This is a genomic window from Planctomicrobium mucosum (assembly GCF_051466335.1).
Lineage (GTDB): Bacteria > Planctomycetota > Planctomycetia > Planctomycetales > Planctomycetaceae > Planctomicrobium.
This window is the reverse complement of record NZ_CP195793.1, coordinates 4,535,454-4,553,646: the sequence shown is the minus strand read 5'-3', so window position 1 is coordinate 4,553,646 and position 18,193 is coordinate 4,535,454. Positions and strand designations below refer to the sequence as shown.

Below are 18,193 nucleotides of genomic sequence, written 5' to 3'. Positions count from 1 at the left end.
GGATGACCATTGAGCCTCGAGAGAATCCAAATCAGTGAGGGGGTGGACTGTCACGCAGCCCCAAAAACGTCGATACCTGCAAACTGATCGACGTATCGCCATCGCTGGTGACTACTTGTCTCCTTTGAAGACGACTTTCGTTTTGGTGACCTGGTCATGCAATGTCTGGCTGTTCGAATTGACGACCATCATTAAAAATGGGATGCCCCCCGAGAAATACCAGAGATTTCTCAGAAACCACTTTGCGGTGGCGGTTTTCAGAGTCATGGCTTTTTCGTCTTCTGTGACGACCATCAGTCCGAACGTATCCTTCCCGAGTGTCGACTTCAACTGGGATGATTCCTGCACGGCCCAGTAATGCCAACTCGTGAAGACGACGAACACTGCCAGTGTAATCGGGAATGTTGCGGGTGAAGTGAAATACGTCAGCAGCAGAACTCCTGTCAGCCCCCACTGCATCATGAATGTCTTGGGATTAGAGGTGACGAGAAATCCAGTGAGTGGGACAAACAGAAGGTCGACTGTATGTGCCAGATAGCGAACCCAGAAGGTTGCCGGCTCATTTGGCATAATTCTCTGCACCATGTCGAGCGTGTGTGTCCGATAGAACCCGAACAGGCCAGCCATTCGTGCGACCATGATCGCCGGAAAAGCTGCGATGTAAGCAATTGGTACCAAGAGAATCGCTGTTGCAGCGACATTGAGTAATCCCTTGATAGCGGAGTACGCCAACGTATTCTGATCGGTACCGAGTTCGACCAGCCCCATGAACCACAGGGCAATTTTTCCTGTGATTCCGGGGGACCATGCTTGAACCGCGTCGGCCGTCGCTGGAGCATCCCCAATTGGAGCACCGACGACGACTTCACTGACAAATGGATTCAGGGTTCCGATCATGTAGAAGACGCCCCCTGCTGCTGCGAGTGCAGGCAGAAATGCAATGAACCCGACAAACAGGAAGTACAGCGTCGCCCCTGCGTTCTTGCCGAATAACTTGAGAAGTTCCCACAAGATCCACGCTTTGTAGGGATGTCTGGTGGTCATGTGAACAAGCGCAATCGGCAACACCAGAAACGGCAATGCTTCAGCAGCGAGTATCATCCCACCGCAAAATTTCGGATCTTTCGCCAATGCCGGGTCAGACGTCAACATGTAGAGATAAAAGAGAAGGAACAGCGGTAGGAAGGGGCCAATCACCACCAGCGGCCAGAAAATGACTCGCCCCCCTGCTGCCGCTGCTTTGAAAAAGTCAAAGTAAAAACGATCCGCCCGGAACTTCTCTTTAACGATACTGACGGAGATGATTCCCATGACCATCGTGAGGAACCATCCGAAAATCCCCAAGGCGGAGATGATCGCTAGGCCACCCCAAAACGCTTTGGTCGGCCAGTTTTTACAGTAGACCAGCGACATGTAGGTACAAGTCGCGTTCATCGTTGCGAAGAGTGCCCAAATCCACCCCGTTCGAATTGCGAGCGGAATATTCTCTTTCAGGAATTCCCAGGACTCTTTCCAGGCATGGGAGTAGAACAGGTTTGGGTCTGCCCCTTTGAGCGAGCGACGGCGTGCTTCTTTCGCATCCATCTGCCCTTTCTCGATGTTCATTCCGCAACTGCGGCACACCGGATCTTCTGCATCGATTTCGGCGGCGCAATACGGGCAAACCCCAGATTCCATCCCTTCTTGCCGCAATTGATCGAGATCAAGTTTTCCGAAGTCGATGTGGCTATCGGCCACGGCTTTCTTCGGTGCTGCCGACTTTGGTTTAGGTTTCGCTGGCGGATGGCTTCCCCCTTCGTCAGGGACCCTGATTTTTGTCGCACACTTTGGGCAGGCAATCACTTTCCCACGGGCCTGCTCTGGCGCGTTCAGGACGGCTTCGCACCCACTGCAACGGATCTTCGGCATGCACTCGCTCCGACCGGGCAGTCGACTCCCCAGTCTGGTCTGAATTGGACTTGAAGTGGGAGGATTCCCGATTCGTTCGAGAATCGCAGTTCTTTCGGAGAGTGCAAGTCGCGAATTCTGCCGCTCTCACAACACCAATCTAGCAACTTTGTTACCCATTTCGCCACTACTGAGATGCTAGCGAAATTCGGGTTGACCATCTTTCACGCGACTCGCAGAATCCTTCTTCCTATCGCCACTCTTTGCAGAGGATCGGCACATGTCCCGTCGAAAAATCCTGTCAATTCGATCCATCGCAGCAGCGCTGACTCTACTTCTTCTCGGTGTTGTCGTTTCGCCCGCATCAAATGCGCAAACGACCTCCCGTCAAGGAGTTATCGTACTCAACGACGGACGGGCCTTCCAAGGGGTAGTTTCGGAAGTGCCGGGGGGCTATCGGATACAAAACGGCAAAACCTCTACAATCCTCCCGTACGATCGAATTACAGTCACATCCGATTCGATGGTGGGGGCATACGAAGCGTTAAGAGGGACAATTCCACTCCCGTCTGCCACCAGCCATCTCCAGCTTGCAGAGTGGTGCATCACAAACAATCTCTATGCTCAAGCAGATATCGAAGTCCAGACTGCTCTGAAACTGGAACCTCTCCGCAAAGACGCTCAGGTCTTGATGAGACGGGTCGATGCAGTGTTACGTCCTGGAGTGACTGCTCAGCCGATCCCCTCCCGAAAGCCAGCAATCTCAGCAGCAACCTTTCAAAACGCATCAGAACAGGAACGTGTTTCCCTCTCAAAAGAAGTCAATCTCATCTACATGCAACGTGTGCAACCGCTTCTTATGAACAAATGCGGAAATGGAAATTGCCACGGGTCAGCGGTCGAAAATGACTTCAAACTCCGCATGGCCCGACTGAATTCCCCGGGAATCAGATCCGCATCGGAACAAAACCTGAACATGTTGTCTAAGTTCATTGATTACGAACGTCCAGAAAACAGTCGACTGATCGTCGAGGCAGCGAACGATACCGGACCACACAAGGATTTATTTTTCGGGCCTCAGAATGCCGGTCACCTACAGACTTTGCAGGAATGGTTGGCGCTCGTCGCAGTTGAACAACGCGCAAATGGCCTTGCTCCCTCGAGAGATCTGTCTCCATCTCCTCAACAACAGCGAACACGTTCTGGAGAAGAACTTCAACTTGTCGCAAATGAGACATCGCCTCAAGCTTCTGCCGAATTACAACCGACAGAACCGAGGCGACTTCAAATTCCGAAAGCTGACGAACTGACGCCATCCAAATCCAATGCCGTGACAGGGCAGCCTGCGGAAAGTCGGAGAGTTCTCCCTGAAAGCGATGATCAATTTCTGAATCAGGTCCGCCTACAAATTCGCCCAGATGCCTTCGATCCTGATGAATTCAATCGGATCATGCATTCGAAGTGATCCATTTGCGATGCAGGCCGACATCCCGAACTGTTGCTGTTGATTCGACTCGGAGTTACGCTGAAGCCGTAAATTCTGACGATTTCCGGGTGATAGCTTGAACAGATCATTCAGAGATGCATATTGCGATCATTACCGCAGGCGGCGCAGGAATGTTCTGCGGTTCGTGCATGCACGACAACACTCTGGCCCGAGCACTGATTCGGCATGGTGTGGAAGTCTCGCTGATACCGACCTACACACCGCTGCGTCTCGATGAGACAAATGCCTCTCTCAACAGGGTGTTTTTGGGAGGAATCAATGTTTACCTCAACAGCAAGTTGAAGTGGTGGAACCGCGTCCCGAGAAGCCTTACCCGGTTGCTGGATTCTCCCACAGTGATCCGGTTGGCAACCAAACGTTCTGTCAGCAATGACGCTACGGAACTCGGAGACCTCTCGATTTCAATGCTGCAAGGATCACACGGTCCACACAGGGCAGCGATCAGAGAACTCGCACAAATCCTGAAAACCAGCATCCGTCCAGATCTGATCATTTTCAGCAATGCGTTACTGGCTGGGGCGCTCAGTGAAATCAAACAGGCATGTTCGGTCCCCGTGCTCTGCATGCTTCAAGGGGATGATGTCTTTCTGGACACACTTCCCGCTGACTACAAACAACGGGCGATCGACCTGGTCTCAAAGAATTCACAAGATTACGACGGATTCCTGACTCATACGAATTTTTATCGGGACTACATGTCCCGGTACTTGTCACTTCCAATCGAGAAGTTTCAGGTGCTCCCGCTTGGAATCGATTTCGCTGAGCACACCGGGAAACCAAAGCAAGGAAATTCAGATCGATTCGTCGTCGGATATTTTGCCCGGTTTGCGCCTGAGAAGGGGCTCCACAACTTAATCGATGCCTTTGAGATCCTGCGGAAGCGGATTCCAAATGCGGTATTGAAAGTGGGTGGATATCAAGGTGCTCCGTACCAGGAATACTCGGATGCCATGAACGCGAGACTCAAGCAATCCGGGATTGATTACGAGAACGCTGGCAGTCCAGAGTCAGCTGAAGAGAAAGTTCGATTTCTCTCCAGCCTGGATGTTCTCAGTGTCCCGACTGATTTCCTCGAACCCAAAGGACTTCCCATTCTCGAGGGGATGGCAAATGGAGTCCCTGTCGTTCAGCCAAGCCATGGAGCGTTTCCTGAGATCATCAATGCGACTCAAGGAGGGCTTCTCGTTTCTCCGCGTAATGCAGATGCTCTGGCGGACGGACTCGAGCGCTTCAGCGATCCATCGCTGCGATCCACGCTGGCAGAACAAGCATGGAACGGTGTGCGGGCGTCCTTTGGAGTCGACGCGATGGCACAACGGACAATCGAACTCTGCCACGGCTATCTGAACAGGTCATGACGTCGGCGTCAGTTCGAGCGCAGCTCACGAGAGTATGGCGTTCAAGCGGCAATGAACACAGCCTTTGGATGAGCTCTTGCCAGCGTTCGCCGCCACACTCCCCTGAGAATATGGACTAATTTGCAACTTCCAGTCGAATGTCGTCGATCCAAAGTGTGCCGGTCGCACCATTGAGTCCAACCTGCATCACGGCTTCTTTGGCTCCCTGAGGAATCCGAATCAGCCGCGAATTTGATTTCCAGCTCTCGACATCGTCTTCCCACGGCCCAATTGTGATTCGCTCGATCACCTGCCTTTTGGCATCGACGCAATAAACGTAGATCCCGGGGAGTTCAGCTGGTCCATTTCCTTCGTGAATCCCTTTGGACTTCATGGCCCAGGATAACTTCAGATAAGGGACTTTGACTCCATCGACAGGGAATGCCTGCAACAAACGTGTGACGCGCCCGGGATCATCGTTCTCGAAACGGACTGCAGTCTCCCCTTCGAAGGCATCAGGAACCAATGAGATTCCACGAGGGAAATGCCACCCCGGGACGACCCCTTCGTCATCGGCTGCCTGCTCGAAATCGCCATTCACGATTTCCGGTTGTGCTGGATCGGGAATATGGTTCCGGAGCTCTTCCATCTTTCCTGTCATGGGAACAAAGAGCGTTGGAATCAGTTTTGTCTCGACGAGCTTTCCATCCTTCTTTTCCAACAAGTGAAAAACTTGCTGATACAACGCTCCGACCGGAATAAGCATTTTGCCACCCTCTTTCAGCTGTTCCACAAGTGGAGCTGGAACATCTTCAGGTGAGCAGGTCACGATAATTTTGTCAAAAGGAGCCTGTTCGGGCCATCCAAGATACCCATCTCCGATTCGGGTATGGACGTTCTTGTAACCCAGTCGCTTCAACACGACTCCGGCTCGTTTGCCTAGGGGCTCGACAATTTCGATGGAATAGACTTCCTGAACCAGTCCGGAGAGCACAGCAGCCTGATATCCACTGCCTGTCCCGATCTCCAGCACTTTATCCGTCGGTTGCGGGTCAATTGTTTCTGTCATGTACCCCACAGTAAATGGGGCGGACATCGTCTGTTTGTGACCAATGTCGACTGCGTGGTCGCGATAGGCGAGATGTCGCACATCGGCCGAGACGAATTCGTGGCGAGGAACTTTCCGCATCTGGGCGAGTACCTTGGGACTCTTTACCCCTTCCGCTTCAATGTAATCCACAACCATCTTCTGACGCGGTAAATGATATCGATCCGGACGCTGCCCGAATGCGACTGGCGTGACCGCTAATGTGATCGCCAAGACCACAAGAGAGTAAATCCGACTCATAATTCCGTTTCCTTCGGCCCTCGAGGCTGAGCTGAACATCATCCTGATGATTTCCCGACGTGCTCGCTGACAACGGTCCATTGCAGTCAGTCAAATTGCGCGACATTTCGGGTCGATACGAACGTCTATTTCGATCAGGCAGCAGGAACTCCCTGATGGTGGAACAACGAGATGGCAACACGAATCGCCTCTTTCATTCCCCCATCGTCAGCCATTCCACGCCAGGAGATGTCAAATCCGGTTCCATGACTGGGGCTGGTTCGAATGATTGGAAGTCCGAGCGTGACATTGACCGCCTTCTGAAACGCGATCAGCTTCAAAGCGATATGCCCCTGATCGTGGTACATCGCAACAACGCCATCGTACGCTCCGAGGACCGATCGTTGAATGAGAGTGTCGGACGGCGCAGGTCCATCGACTTCGATCCCCTTCTTCCTCGCACTGGAGACCGCTGGCGCAATGATCCGGCTCTCTTCATCTCCAAATAAGCCTGACTCTCCTGCGTGCGGATTAAGAGCACAAACTCCGATTCGCGGAGCTGCGCAGCCGATTCGCTTCAGGAACTGGTCCATCAACCCAATTTTCTCCGCAATTCCTTCCGTCGTGAGGAGACCTGGGACGCTCGCGATCGAGGTATGCAGCGTGACATGCACGACACCGAGACCATTGGGACCTTTCAGAACAGAGCCATGAGGCAAATAAAGCATCATGGCGAAGTCAGAAACGCCGCACTCTTCTGCAAGAATCTCGGTATGTCCGGGGTAGAAGACACCCCCCGCATGCAGGGCAGCTTTGCTCAGCGGAGCTGTCACAATTGTGTCGATTTCTTTGCGAAGCGCTGCTTGAGTCGCTGCGACCAACCATTCATACGCCGCTTTCCCCGCACGTCCATCAACCCGCCCGGGAGGAACGTCGGCCGTCATCGTTTTTCCGGGATTCCAACAGGGGATCGCTATCGTGTCGCTTCCAGCGTCCGAATCTTCCCATGCCTCATCAAGGTGAACGATCTCGCGGACGTTCACCTTGATTTTGAGCAACTCACAGGCTCGCTCGAGGACATCGACATCACCGACAACAACCGGTTGGCACGTCTGGTACAACTGACGGTCAGCGACGACTCTCGCGATGATTTCCGGTCCAATCCCGGCAACATCCCCCATCGTGAGCGCAGTTCGGGGACGCAATCTCGTGGCCGAATTCATCATTCGAAACACTCCGCTTCTGCAAGTGGTTTCCCCTGAAGATCTTTTGCTGAAAGCTGAGGATCTCCAGTCAACGACCATTCAATCCCTACCTGTGGATCGCTCCACAGCAATGATCTGTCGAATTCAGGATAATAGAGGTCTGTGCATTTGTAGAAGACGTCTGCGGTCTTGGAAAGAACGTAAAACCCGTGAGCGAAACCCGGAGGGATGTAGAGCGCATTTCGCTTCTGGTCATCCAGCACAACACCCACCCATTTTCCGAATGTCGGCGAACTTCGTCGAAGATCGACCGCGACATCGAAAATTGCTCCTGACAAGCAATTCACAAGTTTTCCTTGCGGGTGCTGAATCTGGTAGTGCAACCCTCGTAAGACTCCCTGCTGTGAACGGGACAGATTGTCTTGAACAAAGCCAGCCTCAAGACCATGGGCTGCAAATTTCCCTGAGTGAAACACTTCGAGGAAGAATCCACGGTCATCTCCAAAGACTTTAGGGACAATCTCCACGACCCCTGGCAACTCTGTCTGCCGCACGTCCATTCCGAAACGTCCTTTTCCCGCATTCGGTTCAATAATTTTCGTTCATCTCGCAGCCTTCTTCAGACCGAGAGAATTGTCAATTCGCTGCCGGTTATTCGAATTCAGCTTTCAAAACATCAACCTGAAACGCCTTCACTCGCGAGCGGTTCCGACACTCGCGGAACCGGGAGCACAACTCGCAATAGATCATGAACAGGTTGTAGATCATCAAGAAATTCCAAACCGATATCGAGAGCCCAGAGGGGGAGTCCCTCAATCTTCGGCACCTGCAACTTGACGAGATCTTTACGCGTGGTCATCAACCATTCCGCCCCTTGCAGATACGCTCGCGATCCAATCGTTTTTTGATCCTTCCGGGTGTAATGATGGTGATCCGGAAAGGAGAGGAAGCGTCCTTCAGCTGCCCCAATTGCCAGTGAGGTTAACGTACGCCGGAAACCTTCAGGATTTCCAATCCCGCAAAACGAAAAAGCCGGACGATTGGTAGCCTCCTCCAGAGTCAATCGATCTCCGAGTGAATTGACAAACCCAAGCGGCTGAAACGCTGTTCTAATTACTGGGACGGATGTTCGCTGTCGAATCTGTGTCACAATTTTTTGAATCTGGTCGTCATTGGCAAGCTCGCAGCGGGTAATGAACACGACGTCTGCTCGACGAAGCTGTCGCAGCGGTTCGCGAAGCAATCCTCTCGGCAACAACGCATTGTACCCCCAAGGCTGCAGGGCATCGACGAGCACGATATCGAGATCGCGATGAATCGAACGATGTTGAAAACCATCATCCAGCACGATCACATCGCAATGATGACTGGCCAGAGCCTCTTTGGCTCCGAGAACTCGCTTCGGGTTCTGGATGTGGACCACATCAGGACAGAGTTGGTCGAGAAGTCGCTTTTCATCGTTCTCCACCCCATCCAGTGTACGGTAGCCTCGACTGACAATCCCGGGTTGAAACCCTTGCTCTTTGAGAAAATTCGTCAGCCAACCGACGACCGGAGTCTTTCCCGTTCCCCCTGTCGTCAGGTTCCCGACAGACAACACGGGAGAGTTCACCGCCTGTTGCGAAATCACTCCGCAGTCGAACCCCCAGTTTCGAAGCTGGACCGCTCCCCAATAAGCAGCAGAGAGCCCACGGAATACAATTCTCCCAATGTCCCCTTTCCATGTTCGATCTTTTCCAGAGATGATCGACAGATACCTGTCCAAAGCGCCCCTCAACTCCCAATGAAAGGGGGATCACTCCCCTTGAAAACGACTGATATTTCGGTATTGCATTATGGCACGCCAAGTCCCCGAGCAGGAAGAGAACTTCTTCGATTGATCTCTTAAATGTCTTCCAGCATCCGCTTGAAAAAGGACTCGGATTGGCTGAATCGCAGCGGCGTCCCATGACTCAACGCATGCACAGCATGCCGGATGAACTTCCGATGCCAATCTTGATTGTCTGTTGGAAGCCGGTAAAACAGAAGTGTGACCTTCTCTCAACTTCGATCATTGGTCAATCATGACAACTCCCCTCCATTCTCGCATGTTCAAGCGGTATCGAATGGAGATGGATTTTGGATGCACTGCGATTCCCCGAGCGATTCTTCCCGAAGGGTTCGCTTGGATGAAATGGAGCCCGGAATTGTGCGATCGCCATGCGGAGATCAAATTCCAGAGCTTTCGTGGTGAAATGGATGGAGTTCTTTTTCCGAATCTCTCTTCAAGAGAAGGATGCGAACATCTCATTAGAAAGATTGTCTCGCACTCCGGGTTTCTCCCAGAAGCCACCTGGATGATCGAGTCTCCCGAAGGAGAACTGACTGGGAGAGTCCCATGCGGAACGATTCAAGGGCTCACTTATACGCACTCTTGGGGAGCCATTCTGAATGTCGGGGTCGCCAAGCCGTTTCGAGGACTCGGCCTGGGAAGGTCGCTCGTTCTGAAATCTCTGACTGGATTTCGAAGAGACGGAATTCGACGCGTGACACTTGATGTCACCGCAGAAAATCAGATTGCCGTCGACCTGTATCGTTCCATCGGATTTCGGCTCATCGCGACCACGTATCGCGAGGTCCCACCGCTGCTTGAAAGCTAATTGCAACCGGAACTGATCAACTCAAAGCATCGCAATTCAACTGCTTTTCAAAGCAATCGGAATCTCGTTGATCTTCGCAGCGAGGATAAAGTCGTTTTCAGAGAGACCACCGATGGCATGGGTGTAAATCTCGATGACAACCTTTCGATACTCGCTCAATGCGACATCTGGATGATGCTGTTCACGTTCTGCGATTTCAGCGACCCGATTGAGAAAATCCATTCCGGCGACAAAGTTACGCACCATCCATTGTCGCTGAATTCGCGTACCTGACTCCACCAGATCCCAACCGGGAATCTGATCAAGCAGCGATTTCGCCTCAGCGATCTCAAGTCGCGGAACTCCGCCCTCACATGGGACACATCGCTTCGACGACAGAGCACCTTCTTTGGGTAATGACATCTTCCCACCTCGTAAAATAATGATCGCCCGAACCGTCCATGATGACTCAGCAGCTGCTTAAGCCAACTGAAATGTGACCATCAAATGACTTTTAGCGGCTTTTTCCCGAGATTTTCACACTCAATTGCTCTAATTGATGGAATAGGCGGTCGCTAAATGTGCGGCGTAGGCATAACATTTGATGACGCTTGCATTTCATGAAACTTGATCTTGTAGAGCTCTGAAAAATTTGCAAAAGTCCCTGACTAAAGTTGACTGGAAACTTCCAGTTTCATTCGGAATGACACCCAATTTGAAGGGAGGGGTCGATGATCGGTCTAAAATCAAAAACTGAATTCAAAGCAGGCGACCCTGTTATTTACCGGATGACCAAACACAGCCAGAACCCAGGTCGTAGGGCAAAATCTGTCGCACCGTCACCCAATGGCGACGACTACAAATATCAGGTTGATAAATTCTGGGTTGTCGATCGAATCCTTGATGACGGCCAGCTTCTTCTACGCACTCGCCGCGGCAAGACCAGAGTGATGCGTCCAGATGATTTTAATTTGCGGCCGCCTGCATGGTGGGAGTTTCTGCTCTACCGCAGTTACTTCCCAACAAAGTCAGAGGCTTCACAAGAAGTGAAATCTTCGTGACAGTTGTCTTAGTCCGTGACTCAAGGGAGTGTGGCGGAGGATGCAGGTGAAAGGTTGTTCAGACCCTGTGTTTATCGGAGCCGGAACGCCCGCCGCCGTTTGAGACGTTTTAGAACAGAATGAAAGCCCGGTGTTCAACGTTGAACATCGGGCTTTTTGAGTTTTGATGCTGTAACAGGATCTAAAGCAAGTTCAGCTTCTTAGGACGTGTCACTGGAGCGCGACAACAGTTGCGGCAAAGTCCTGTCACTTCGAGCCGATGCCCATCCATTCGAAAGCCGTATTCCCGCGAGATCTGATCTAGAATTTCTGAGATCCCGTCGTTGTGGAACTCTGTCAATTCCCCGCACCGATTGCAAATCAGGTGATCATGCTGGGGGTAACCGTAATCATGCTCGTACAGATCACGGCCATCCTGACGGGCGACCTTTCGGATTAGCCCTGCTTCTTCGAGCAATGTGATCGACCGGTAAATGGTAGAGCGACTCACACGAGTGCCATCACGACGTCGGACAAGCCGTTGAATCAATTGATCCGCGTCGAAATGCTCATGGTTGGAGAATACTTCTTCCACGATGATCGACCGTTCGGGAGTCATTCTCAGCCCTTTCGTGGCGAGAAACTCTCGATACTTCTCGGCTGGCGAGACCGCGACATCAATATTCTTCAGGTCCAGATCAGACACGGCATTTCCTTTCAATGGTCCATGGGAAGAAAGGCCAACCGCGCTGGAACCAGGTTATGCTCTATCTACCAGCACACCAAGCATCCGTTCAATGGCACGCTCCAATTTTTCTTCGGTTTCGTAGGTCCCAGAAGCAATTTCCCGCTTTATTCTCTCCAAACGTTGAGCGCGTGTCTCGACAGATGGCCGGTCTTGGGACTGTTCAGTTGCCGACGATAAATCTGTCTTAGCATTCTGACCAGCAGGTTTCATAGCCGCCTCGGTGTCAGGGAAAAAGCTGCCGTGTACAGAACGTGTCTTTTCCCGAACCGGCAGAATCTGCCATTCATTGTAGACCAAACTCCAGGATTTCAACAATCCGGGATTTGAGGGGGACGAAAGAAAAGAAAAACGTCCAAAGTTGCATGTGGGTCGCATGGATCTCATCCTCGCGACCGTCCTGGTGCACGTCATCACGCTGTCGCGTGGCATCCTGCTGAGTAGAACTTGAGTGATTCCGCCGATGAATCACGCCATTTTGTAATAATGTTATCGTCGAAAATGACGAGAAACTTGAGAAGCTCTCGCTGATGAATGTGAATTTTAAGTCAAAGGCACCACTCTCGCTGACCACCTAAGCTGATGCTTGAAAACAGAAAGAGCCCACGAATCTCGTGGGCTCTTTCTCTCTTGTTCTTGCGACGACTAGACGTTCGCTGTTTCGCTGACGACAGATGGCGCTGAACGACGAACTTTCACTCGATCGTTCTCACCAACAAATGCCACCATTGCTCGCTCACCGGCGTCTCCGAGACGTGGAGTCGCGAGACGCAGAATTCGAAGGTATCCGCCGTTGCGATCAGCATACTTCGGCGCGATCACATCGAACAGAATATCAACGGCCTTCATGTCGCGGAGGAATGAGAATGCACGACGGCGAGCATTCACAGCAGGAGCGCGAGCTGCAACCCATTTGCTCCACTGATCGCTATCGCGCCATGCTTTCCACTCAGCACTGTTACGCTCAGCACTTGTCGCGAACTCTTTTGCCTTCTCTTCGAAAGGCAATGCCTTCTTGGCGAGTGTCACGAGCTTCTCAACGAAAGGACGAAGTTCTTTCGCCTTTGGAACGGTCGTAACAATACGGCCTTCTTCCTTTGGAGCACCGACAGCATCTTTGTCGAAGCTGACGGTCTTAATCAGACTTGCAGCCATATTCATGTACATGGCTTTACGATGACTGCCGCTGCGGCCCAAACGACGGCCTTTAACACGATGTCGCATTGCTCTTCATCCAATCAATTTGGTGACAATCGCCGCCACTGCGACAACTGCTCAACTGTTCTCGTTTGAACCACTGGTGTTTCCCATCCCAACCGAACGAGCGAGTTGGGAGCGAAACTAAGACCGGTTCTGCTTCTTGACACGATCTGGGACTCGCATTCCCAGACGCAATCCAATTTCACCCAGCCGCTCGCGTACTTCGAACAGCGTCGTTTCACCAAAGTTTCGGACGGTCAACAACTGATCTTCACTGCGACCGACAAGGTCTCGAACGCTGGTGATCCCTTCGGACTCCAGGCAGTTCGTCGCACGGACTGAAAGATTCAGCTCTGCCAAACTCTGATTCAGTTTATCTTCCAACTCAAGATCGATTGGGGAATAGCCGGTTGCTTCGAGCATTCCCTTCAGCCCAGCTTCTGGAGGAAGCTCTGGACCAGGCTCTTGGTAGTTGATGAATGGGTTCAAATGCTTACGAAGAATCTTAGCAGCTTCCACCAAAGCCATTTCTGGCTTCACAGTTCCGTCTGTCCAGATTTCCAACGTGAGCTTGTCGTAGTTCGTACGCTGACCAACGCGGGTTTCTTCAACTTTGTATCGCACCCGTGTGACAGGCGAGAAAGCAGCGTCCAGAGGAATGACTCCGGCTTCAGGGCTTTTCTCGTATGCTTCAGTCGCTGGAACGTATCCGCGGCCGTTTTCAACTGTCAGTTCCATACTGAGTGGAACGTCGTCAGTCATTGTCGCGATGATCAAGTCTTTGTTGATCACTTCGACCTGGTCGTCACAGATGACGTCAGCGCCAGTCACAACGCCTCGCTCGTGTTTTTCGATGCGAAGCACTTTGCTTGTGCTGCTGTAGTTTTTAACAACCAGCGACTTGAGGTTCAGGCAGATGTCAGTGAGGTCTTCAACAACGCCTGGAATCGTCGTGAATTCGTGCTGAACACCAGCAATCTTGGCCCGAGTCACAGCACTCCCTTCGAGGCTGGACAGAAGAATTCGGCGCAAGCTATTTGCAATGGTGTGACCAAATCCACGTTCAAATGGCTCAGCAACAAAAGCACCATAGCTTTGTGTCATCGTGCTGAGATCCGGAGCGACGCGGCTGGGCAATTCCAGATTTCGCCAACGAATTCGCATGTGTAAAACCCCTCAACTTCTACCGACTCAAGTCTCGTGTTGATGTCCGTCGGTTACGGGCGAGACCAGGAACCCCTGTCCGCGGACCACTGTTTTTACCGCTCTGAACTAGATCGTTCCTCGTTAGAGAAACGGCAATCAGCAATTAGACGCGGCGACGCTTGCGTGGACGGCAACCATTGTGTGGCAACGGTGTAACGTCTTCGATTGCTTTGATGGAAATTCCACCAATTTGCAAACCGGTAATCGCGCTTTCACGACCTGAACCTGGTCCTTTGACGCGGATTTCCAGTTCTCGGATGCCGAACTTACGAGCGCGGTCTGCACAAGTTTCGGCCGCACGCTGTGCAGCGAAAGGTGTGCTTTTACGAGAGCCTTTGAACCCAACGGTACCAGCACTCGCCCAGCACAACACATCGCCATTTGTATCAGCGATCGAAACAGTTGTGTTGTTGAAGGTTGCCTTGATATGCGCAACCCCGCGAGTCACGTTACGACGAACGCGCTTCTTTGTCTTCACCTTTGCCACGAACTTACCCCTAATAATGGCTTAACGGCCAGCAATGATTCAATGATTTGCTCAGGCTGGCTGCTGTAGATTCACCACCTGGCTTCGCGTCAAATTGAATACACAACTCTGTGGGTTCGCTAAGAATGCGAAGGACCCGCATACGATCCATAATCGATGCGGGCTCAGAGTCGATTACTTGTCTTTGACACCCTTCTTACCAGCCACAGTCTTCTTCACACCCTTGCGAGTACGTGCATTCGACTGGGTGTTCTGACCACGGACGGGCAAGCCCTTACGGTGGCGAATACCTCGGTAGCACTGAATCGCTTTCAGGCGATTGATGTGGTCTGCAGTCTGGCGACGCAGTTGACCTTCAACTGCGAAATTGGTGTCCAGCAGAGAGTTAATCCGCTGAATGTCGTCCTCGCTCAGATCTCGAGCTTTACGCTGAAGATTGAGACCGAGAATTCTACAGATTTCGATGGACCGAACGCGGCCGACGCCGAGCAGGTATGTCAACGAAATGAATGTGGGCTTATCGTTGGGAATATCAACGCCCAGTACGCGAGGCATGGTAAATTCCTATCCTTGACGCTGCTTGTGGCGGGGATTAGCGGCGCAAATCACGTAGTTGCGTTGCTTGCGACGAACCACCTTACAATGCTCGCAAATGCGCTTGACGCTCGAGCGGACCTTCATAGTGCCTACACTCCAGGTGTTCAGTCCAACAATCTAATACACGATGACAGAGGAAAGCTGAACCATCCGCAAAACGGAACAACTGTTTTGCACAAAGAACTACTTTTGCCTCGATCGACTAGACCGTCAGTCAGCCGGGAAATTGAAAGCGTGGCAGTATAATCAACTTTCATACCAAGTGACAAGCACGTCGAAATTGATTTTCCCACCGAGCATTGCAGGAGAATGCCAGTCGCACCAGTGAATTCGGTAAGCATCAACGAGGACAGCAGTTACTTCGAATTTCATTGGCGACGGTGTCGCGGTTTGTGGATATCTTTTGTAGATTTGCATGTGACTACAAGGTTTCCATTAGTCGTTTTTTTAGATTTCCGCAGTTTTGGACAAAATTCATCGGGTCCAATGACTAAGGGGGAACCGGGGATATGCGCAGGGGGATACAAAGCAGCTGTGGCTCCCTCCCCTGCTCGTAAGTCGTCAGTTCAGGGAGAGCTGATGCAATTCTCTCTCGCCTCAGCCATCAATGAGGTTTTATGGGGAAAGAATCCTCATCGATTCAATTGACCATTTCTCGCTGTCGGATATTGATTTCTGATCGCAAGACTCACCATTTTGTGAATCCACCGAAATTGCTTGTTGGGCCGAAGCATTTGACCCGATATCATTCGGTTTCGAATACTTCAACCAACCTTATCCACCCCGATTTCTTTCTTTAAGAACAGCCTCCGATGAGTTATGAGCAGCTGCCGTGTCCCGCCGAGCTTGGTTACCGCATGCCTGCGGAATGGGAACCGCAGGAGGGGGTGTGGTTGTCCTGGCCGCACCGTATCGCGACCTGGCCAGGAAAATTCGGTCCGATTCCAGCTTTCTTCGCTGAACTCGCTAGTGAGATTTCAGAGGGCCAGTTCGTGCACATTAACGTGCTCGATCAGGCGATGGAGGATTCAGTTACAGAGCTACTGAAGGCTGCGAACGCCCATTTGGAGCGGGTCCGATTCCACCACATCGCGACAAACGACACTTGGGTACGTGACCATGGCCCAATCTATGTTGTGAAAGATGAAGCGGGTCGACGGGGCCGCGCGCTGACCAACTGGGGATACAACGCCTGGGGCAACAAATACCATCCACACGATGCGGACGCGGCAGTTCCACTCCGCATCGCAGAAGAATTTAAGGAGCCCGTTTTTTCTAATCCAATGATCCTCGAAGGGGGATCGATCGATGTGAACGGCGCGGGCCTGTTGCTGACAACTGAAGCGTGCCTGCTCAACAAAAATCGTAATCCTCACTTGTCGAAGGAAGAGATCGAAGAGCAACTCAAGCGGATGCTCGCGGTCAAGAAGATCCTTTGGATCGGTGATGGCATTGTTGGCGACGACACTGATGGCCATGTCGACGACATCACCCGATTCGTCAACATCAACACCATCGTCACCGCGGTCGAAGAAGACCCTCAGGACGTCAATTACAAAGCACTTCACGAAAACTATCTGAAGTTGCAGGCGATGACGGATCTGAACGGCAAGCCGCTCAACATTATTCCGATCCCGATGCCGAATGCGGTCGTCCATGCAGGAAATCGGCTTCCAGCGAGTTATGCCAACTTTCTGATCACGAACACCAAAGTTCTTGTACCGATCTACAACTGCAACCGCGACCAGATTGCCTTGGACATCCTCGCGAAACTATTCCCGACTCGCAAAGTCGTTGGCCTGCAATCAACGGACCTGGTGTGGGGACTCGGTTCCATTCACTGCGTCACTCAGCAGCAGCCGGCCGTAGGCTAGCGGTTCAGAATATTCTGAATGATCCAACACGAAGAAGGGCGCGAATCACATGTGATTCGTGCCCTTCTCTTTCTTTCAAACTAGGCTGAGTTGACTTCAGTCAATCGCTCCAGTGACCACGAGTTCAACTCGCATGGCGGACGAGACGAGCGGAGAATGCAGGCAGGCCCGAGATGGTGCGTGACCAAACGGAACCCACGCATCCCAGCGTTCATTGAAGGCTGCCAGGTCTTCGGGATAAGGAAGATAAACGATCACCTGCAGCAGATTCTCGACTTTGCTTCCAAGACGCTCCAGTGTGGCAGCGACTTGCTGTAATACCTGATCGAACTGTGATTCCGGAGGCGCTGAGGAATCGTCCGGGACCTCAACAAAGTAGGCGACACCGCGATGGCAAACGACATCGGACCATCGCTTTTGAATTCCGTGTCGTACGATTTCTGAGCTCATAATTCTCAAGCTGCCTGGCAAAACAATAGGTGCCCCGATTGAGGGCGAATTCGTCTCACCAAGAATAGACAGTGTGGAGTCGTCTGAGAATGGCTTCTTCGAGTAGCAGATCACGCCCCTGAGGGATCCAGTATGATGCAGAGGATTGCCCGACAACCGGAGCCAGATCGCGAGCCAAAGGGACACTCTCTGAAAATGTCGCTGCTCCGGCAGAGTTGCCAGCAACCCCCGGAAGATCTTCGAGTTCTTTCTGCACAGTCACAGAGACCAGAAACCCTTGGCCGTTATCATCTGGTTGCAGGCTGATGAGGACGATTCGGCGGATTGACTGCAAGGAGCTTTCCAGCCGACTTTCAAATCCAACCGAGTCGCTGTGCCAAGGCTCAAACAGACCTGCCCCGACTTTGGGGAGAGTTTCGATGACCCTTCCGAGACGATTTTCGCGTCCGATCTCGAACTGAAAATCATGGAGCACATCAATTGCGCGCTCCCAAACCAACTCTTCATTTCGGGACATCACCAGCAGCGGGTTCGTCACAGGGACTTGCGCATTCTGTCCCCGAAACGATCGTCCTGGGAGTGAACACCCAAGAAGACCGCCAAGTGCGCCAGCGAGGAAAAAACGTCGTGGAAGCACAGCGTTTGTTCAGAAAAAGAGGTTGTGTACTCAACAGGAAGGTGCGGGAGTCTCGCAGTTATCCCAGAATGACGCA

General features: G+C 52.0%; 21 protein-coding genes. 5 read left to right on the top strand and 16 right to left on the bottom strand.

Features of this window, described 5'->3' with window-relative positions; translation table 11 throughout:
• Positions 1-111: 111 nt before the first annotated feature.
• Complete coding sequence (locus SH668x_RS18095; protein ID WP_437186467.1) at positions 112-1,908, bottom strand: RDD family protein; 1,797 nt, start codon at positions 1,906-1,908, stop codon at positions 112-114.
• 259 nt (positions 1,909-2,167) lie between these two features.
• Between SH668x_RS18095 and SH668x_RS18090 the strand changes: the two genes are divergently transcribed.
• Together SH668x_RS18090 and SH668x_RS18085 are read left to right on the top strand one after the other, a co-directional pair.
• Positions 2,168-3,352: a hypothetical protein gene (locus tag SH668x_RS18090; RefSeq protein ID WP_437186466.1), complete on the top strand. Its 1,185-nt coding sequence runs from the start codon at positions 2,168-2,170 to the stop codon at positions 3,350-3,352.
• Positions 3,353-3,468: 116 nt separating this feature from the next.
• A complete protein-coding gene (locus SH668x_RS18085) occupies positions 3,469-4,752 on the top strand; it encodes a glycosyltransferase family 4 protein (protein WP_437186465.1) in 1,284 nt (427 codons plus the stop codon).
• Positions 4,753-4,867: 115 nt separating this feature from the next.
• Here the strand turns inward: SH668x_RS18085 and SH668x_RS18080 are convergent, their stop codons facing one another.
• The 4 genes from SH668x_RS18080 to lpxK all read right to left on the bottom strand — a co-directional run bounded on the left by SH668x_RS18080 (position 4,868) and on the right by lpxK (position 9,028).
• The gene (locus SH668x_RS18080; RefSeq protein ID WP_437186464.1) at positions 4,868-6,079 is read right to left on the bottom strand and encodes a protein-L-isoaspartate(D-aspartate) O-methyltransferase; all 1,212 of its coding nucleotides are present in this window, start codon (positions 6,077-6,079) and stop codon (positions 4,868-4,870) included.
• Between the two features lie 134 nt (positions 6,080-6,213).
• On the bottom strand, positions 6,214-7,284 hold the full coding sequence (pdxA, locus tag SH668x_RS18075; RefSeq protein WP_437186463.1) for a 4-hydroxythreonine-4-phosphate dehydrogenase PdxA: 1,071 nt from the start codon (positions 7,282-7,284) through the stop codon (positions 6,214-6,216).
• Positions 7,281-7,823, bottom strand: coding sequence for a dTDP-4-dehydrorhamnose 3,5-epimerase (gene rfbC / locus SH668x_RS18070; protein WP_437186462.1), 543 nt, complete (start codon positions 7,821-7,823; stop codon positions 7,281-7,283). The genes pdxA and rfbC overlap by 4 nt, the downstream gene beginning before the upstream one ends.
• Positions 7,824-7,939: 116 nt before the next feature.
• Positions 7,940-9,028, bottom strand: a complete 1,089-nt coding sequence (gene lpxK, locus SH668x_RS18065; RefSeq protein ID WP_437186461.1) for a tetraacyldisaccharide 4'-kinase — start codon at positions 9,026-9,028, stop codon at positions 7,940-7,942.
• Between the two features lie 298 nt (positions 9,029-9,326).
• On the opposite strand from lpxK, the gene SH668x_RS18060 reads away from it, so the two are divergent.
• Positions 9,327-9,902, top strand: coding sequence for a GNAT family N-acetyltransferase (locus SH668x_RS18060; RefSeq protein ID WP_437186460.1), 576 nt, complete (start codon positions 9,327-9,329; stop codon positions 9,900-9,902).
• Positions 9,903-9,938: 36 nt separating this feature from the next.
• Here the strand turns inward: SH668x_RS18060 and SH668x_RS18055 are convergent, their stop codons facing one another.
• Positions 9,939-10,304: a 4a-hydroxytetrahydrobiopterin dehydratase gene (locus SH668x_RS18055; RefSeq protein WP_437186459.1), complete on the bottom strand. Its 366-nt coding sequence runs from the start codon at positions 10,302-10,304 to the stop codon at positions 9,939-9,941.
• A gap of 308 nt (positions 10,305-10,612) precedes the next feature.
• Between SH668x_RS18055 and SH668x_RS18050 the strand changes: the two genes are divergently transcribed.
• Entirely contained in the window at positions 10,613-10,942 is a 330-nt protein-coding gene (locus SH668x_RS18050; RefSeq protein WP_437186458.1) for a hypothetical protein, read from the top strand.
• A 181-nt stretch (positions 10,943-11,123) separates the two neighbouring features.
• On the opposite strand, the gene SH668x_RS18045 is transcribed toward SH668x_RS18050, so the two are convergent.
• From SH668x_RS18045 to SH668x_RS18010, 8 genes are all read right to left on the bottom strand, one after another.
• A complete protein-coding gene (locus SH668x_RS18045) occupies positions 11,124-11,627 on the bottom strand; it encodes a Fur family transcriptional regulator (protein ID WP_437186457.1) in 504 nt (167 codons plus the stop codon).
• A gap of 54 nt (positions 11,628-11,681) precedes the next feature.
• A complete protein-coding gene (locus SH668x_RS18040) occupies positions 11,682-12,044 on the bottom strand; it encodes a flagellar biosynthesis anti-sigma factor FlgM (RefSeq protein WP_437186456.1) in 363 nt (120 codons plus the stop codon).
• 267 nt (positions 12,045-12,311) lie between these two features.
• Positions 12,312-12,890, bottom strand: coding sequence for a bL17 family ribosomal protein (locus SH668x_RS18035; protein ID WP_437186455.1), 579 nt, complete (start codon positions 12,888-12,890; stop codon positions 12,312-12,314).
• A 117-nt stretch (positions 12,891-13,007) separates the two neighbouring features.
• Complete coding sequence (locus SH668x_RS18030) at positions 13,008-14,030, bottom strand: DNA-directed RNA polymerase subunit alpha (protein WP_437186454.1); 1,023 nt, start codon at positions 14,028-14,030, stop codon at positions 13,008-13,010.
• Positions 14,031-14,175: 145 nt separating this feature from the next.
• Positions 14,176-14,559, bottom strand: a complete 384-nt coding sequence (gene rpsK / locus SH668x_RS18025) for a 30S ribosomal protein S11 (RefSeq protein ID WP_437186453.1) — start codon at positions 14,557-14,559, stop codon at positions 14,176-14,178.
• 174 nt (positions 14,560-14,733) lie between these two features.
• The gene (gene rpsM, locus SH668x_RS18020; RefSeq protein ID WP_437186452.1) at positions 14,734-15,114 is read right to left on the bottom strand and encodes a 30S ribosomal protein S13; all 381 of its coding nucleotides are present in this window, start codon (positions 15,112-15,114) and stop codon (positions 14,734-14,736) included.
• 9 nt (positions 15,115-15,123) lie between these two features.
• Positions 15,124-15,240 carry a 50S ribosomal protein L36 gene (rpmJ, locus tag SH668x_RS18015; protein ID WP_437186451.1) on the bottom strand — a complete coding sequence of 39 codons (117 nt, stop codon included), beginning with the start codon at positions 15,238-15,240 and terminating at the stop codon, positions 15,124-15,126.
• Between the two features lie 162 nt (positions 15,241-15,402).
• Positions 15,403-15,573, bottom strand: a complete 171-nt coding sequence (locus SH668x_RS18010) for a hypothetical protein (protein ID WP_437186450.1) — start codon at positions 15,571-15,573, stop codon at positions 15,403-15,405.
• Positions 15,574-15,968: 395 nt separating this feature from the next.
• Here SH668x_RS18010 and SH668x_RS18005 point away from each other — a divergent pair, with 395 nt between their 5' ends.
• On the top strand, positions 15,969-17,030 hold the full coding sequence (locus SH668x_RS18005) for an agmatine deiminase family protein (RefSeq protein ID WP_437186449.1): 1,062 nt from the start codon (positions 15,969-15,971) through the stop codon (positions 17,028-17,030).
• 96 nt (positions 17,031-17,126) lie between these two features.
• On the opposite strand, the gene SH668x_RS18000 is transcribed toward SH668x_RS18005, so the two are convergent.
• Positions 17,127-17,480: a Rid family hydrolase gene (locus tag SH668x_RS18000; protein ID WP_437186448.1), complete on the bottom strand. Its 354-nt coding sequence runs from the start codon at positions 17,478-17,480 to the stop codon at positions 17,127-17,129.
• A 55-nt stretch (positions 17,481-17,535) separates the two neighbouring features.
• The gene (locus SH668x_RS17995) at positions 17,536-18,117 is read right to left on the bottom strand and encodes a hypothetical protein (protein ID WP_437186447.1); all 582 of its coding nucleotides are present in this window, start codon (positions 18,115-18,117) and stop codon (positions 17,536-17,538) included.
• Between the last annotated feature and the right edge of the window lie 76 nt (positions 18,118-18,193).

Excerpts from the sequence above, each read along its gene's own strand:
- SH668x_RS18095 (WP_437186467.1), bottom strand. The coding sequence starts at position 1,908 with ATGCCGAAGATCCGTTGCAGTGGGTGCGAAGCCGTCCTGAACGCGCCA.
- SH668x_RS18090 (WP_437186466.1), top strand. The coding sequence starts at position 2,168 with ATGTCCCGTCGAAAAATCCTGTCAATTCGATCCATCGCAGCAGCGCTG.
- SH668x_RS18085 (WP_437186465.1), top strand. The coding sequence starts at position 3,469 with ATGCATATTGCGATCATTACCGCAGGCGGCGCAGGAATGTTCTGCGGT.
- SH668x_RS18080 (WP_437186464.1), bottom strand. The coding sequence starts at position 6,079 with ATGAGTCGGATTTACTCTCTTGTGGTCTTGGCGATCACATTAGCGGTC.
- pdxA (WP_437186463.1), bottom strand. The coding sequence starts at position 7,284 with ATGATGAATTCGGCCACGAGATTGCGTCCCCGAACTGCGCTCACGATG.
- rfbC (WP_437186462.1), bottom strand. The coding sequence starts at position 7,823 with ATGGACGTGCGGCAGACAGAGTTGCCAGGGGTCGTGGAGATTGTCCCT.
- SH668x_RS18060 (WP_437186460.1), top strand. The coding sequence starts at position 9,327 with ATGACAACTCCCCTCCATTCTCGCATGTTCAAGCGGTATCGAATGGAG.
- SH668x_RS18055 (WP_437186459.1), bottom strand. The coding sequence starts at position 10,304 with ATGTCATTACCCAAAGAAGGTGCTCTGTCGTCGAAGCGATGTGTCCCA.
- SH668x_RS18050 (WP_437186458.1), top strand. The coding sequence starts at position 10,613 with ATGATCGGTCTAAAATCAAAAACTGAATTCAAAGCAGGCGACCCTGTT.
- SH668x_RS18040 (WP_437186456.1), bottom strand. The coding sequence starts at position 12,044 with ATGCGACCCACATGCAACTTTGGACGTTTTTCTTTTCTTTCGTCCCCC.
- SH668x_RS18035 (WP_437186455.1), bottom strand. The coding sequence starts at position 12,890 with ATGCGACATCGTGTTAAAGGCCGTCGTTTGGGCCGCAGCGGCAGTCAT.
- SH668x_RS18030 (WP_437186454.1), bottom strand. The coding sequence starts at position 14,030 with ATGCGAATTCGTTGGCGAAATCTGGAATTGCCCAGCCGCGTCGCTCCG.
- rpsM (WP_437186452.1), bottom strand. The coding sequence starts at position 15,114 with ATGCCTCGCGTACTGGGCGTTGATATTCCCAACGATAAGCCCACATTC.
- rpmJ (WP_437186451.1), bottom strand. The coding sequence starts at position 15,240 with ATGAAGGTCCGCTCGAGCGTCAAGCGCATTTGCGAGCATTGTAAGGTG.
- SH668x_RS18010 (WP_437186450.1), bottom strand. The coding sequence starts at position 15,573 with ATGCAAATCTACAAAAGATATCCACAAACCGCGACACCGTCGCCAATG.
- SH668x_RS18005 (WP_437186449.1), top strand. The coding sequence starts at position 15,969 with ATGAGTTATGAGCAGCTGCCGTGTCCCGCCGAGCTTGGTTACCGCATG.
- SH668x_RS18000 (WP_437186448.1), bottom strand. The coding sequence starts at position 17,480 with ATGAGCTCAGAAATCGTACGACACGGAATTCAAAAGCGATGGTCCGAT.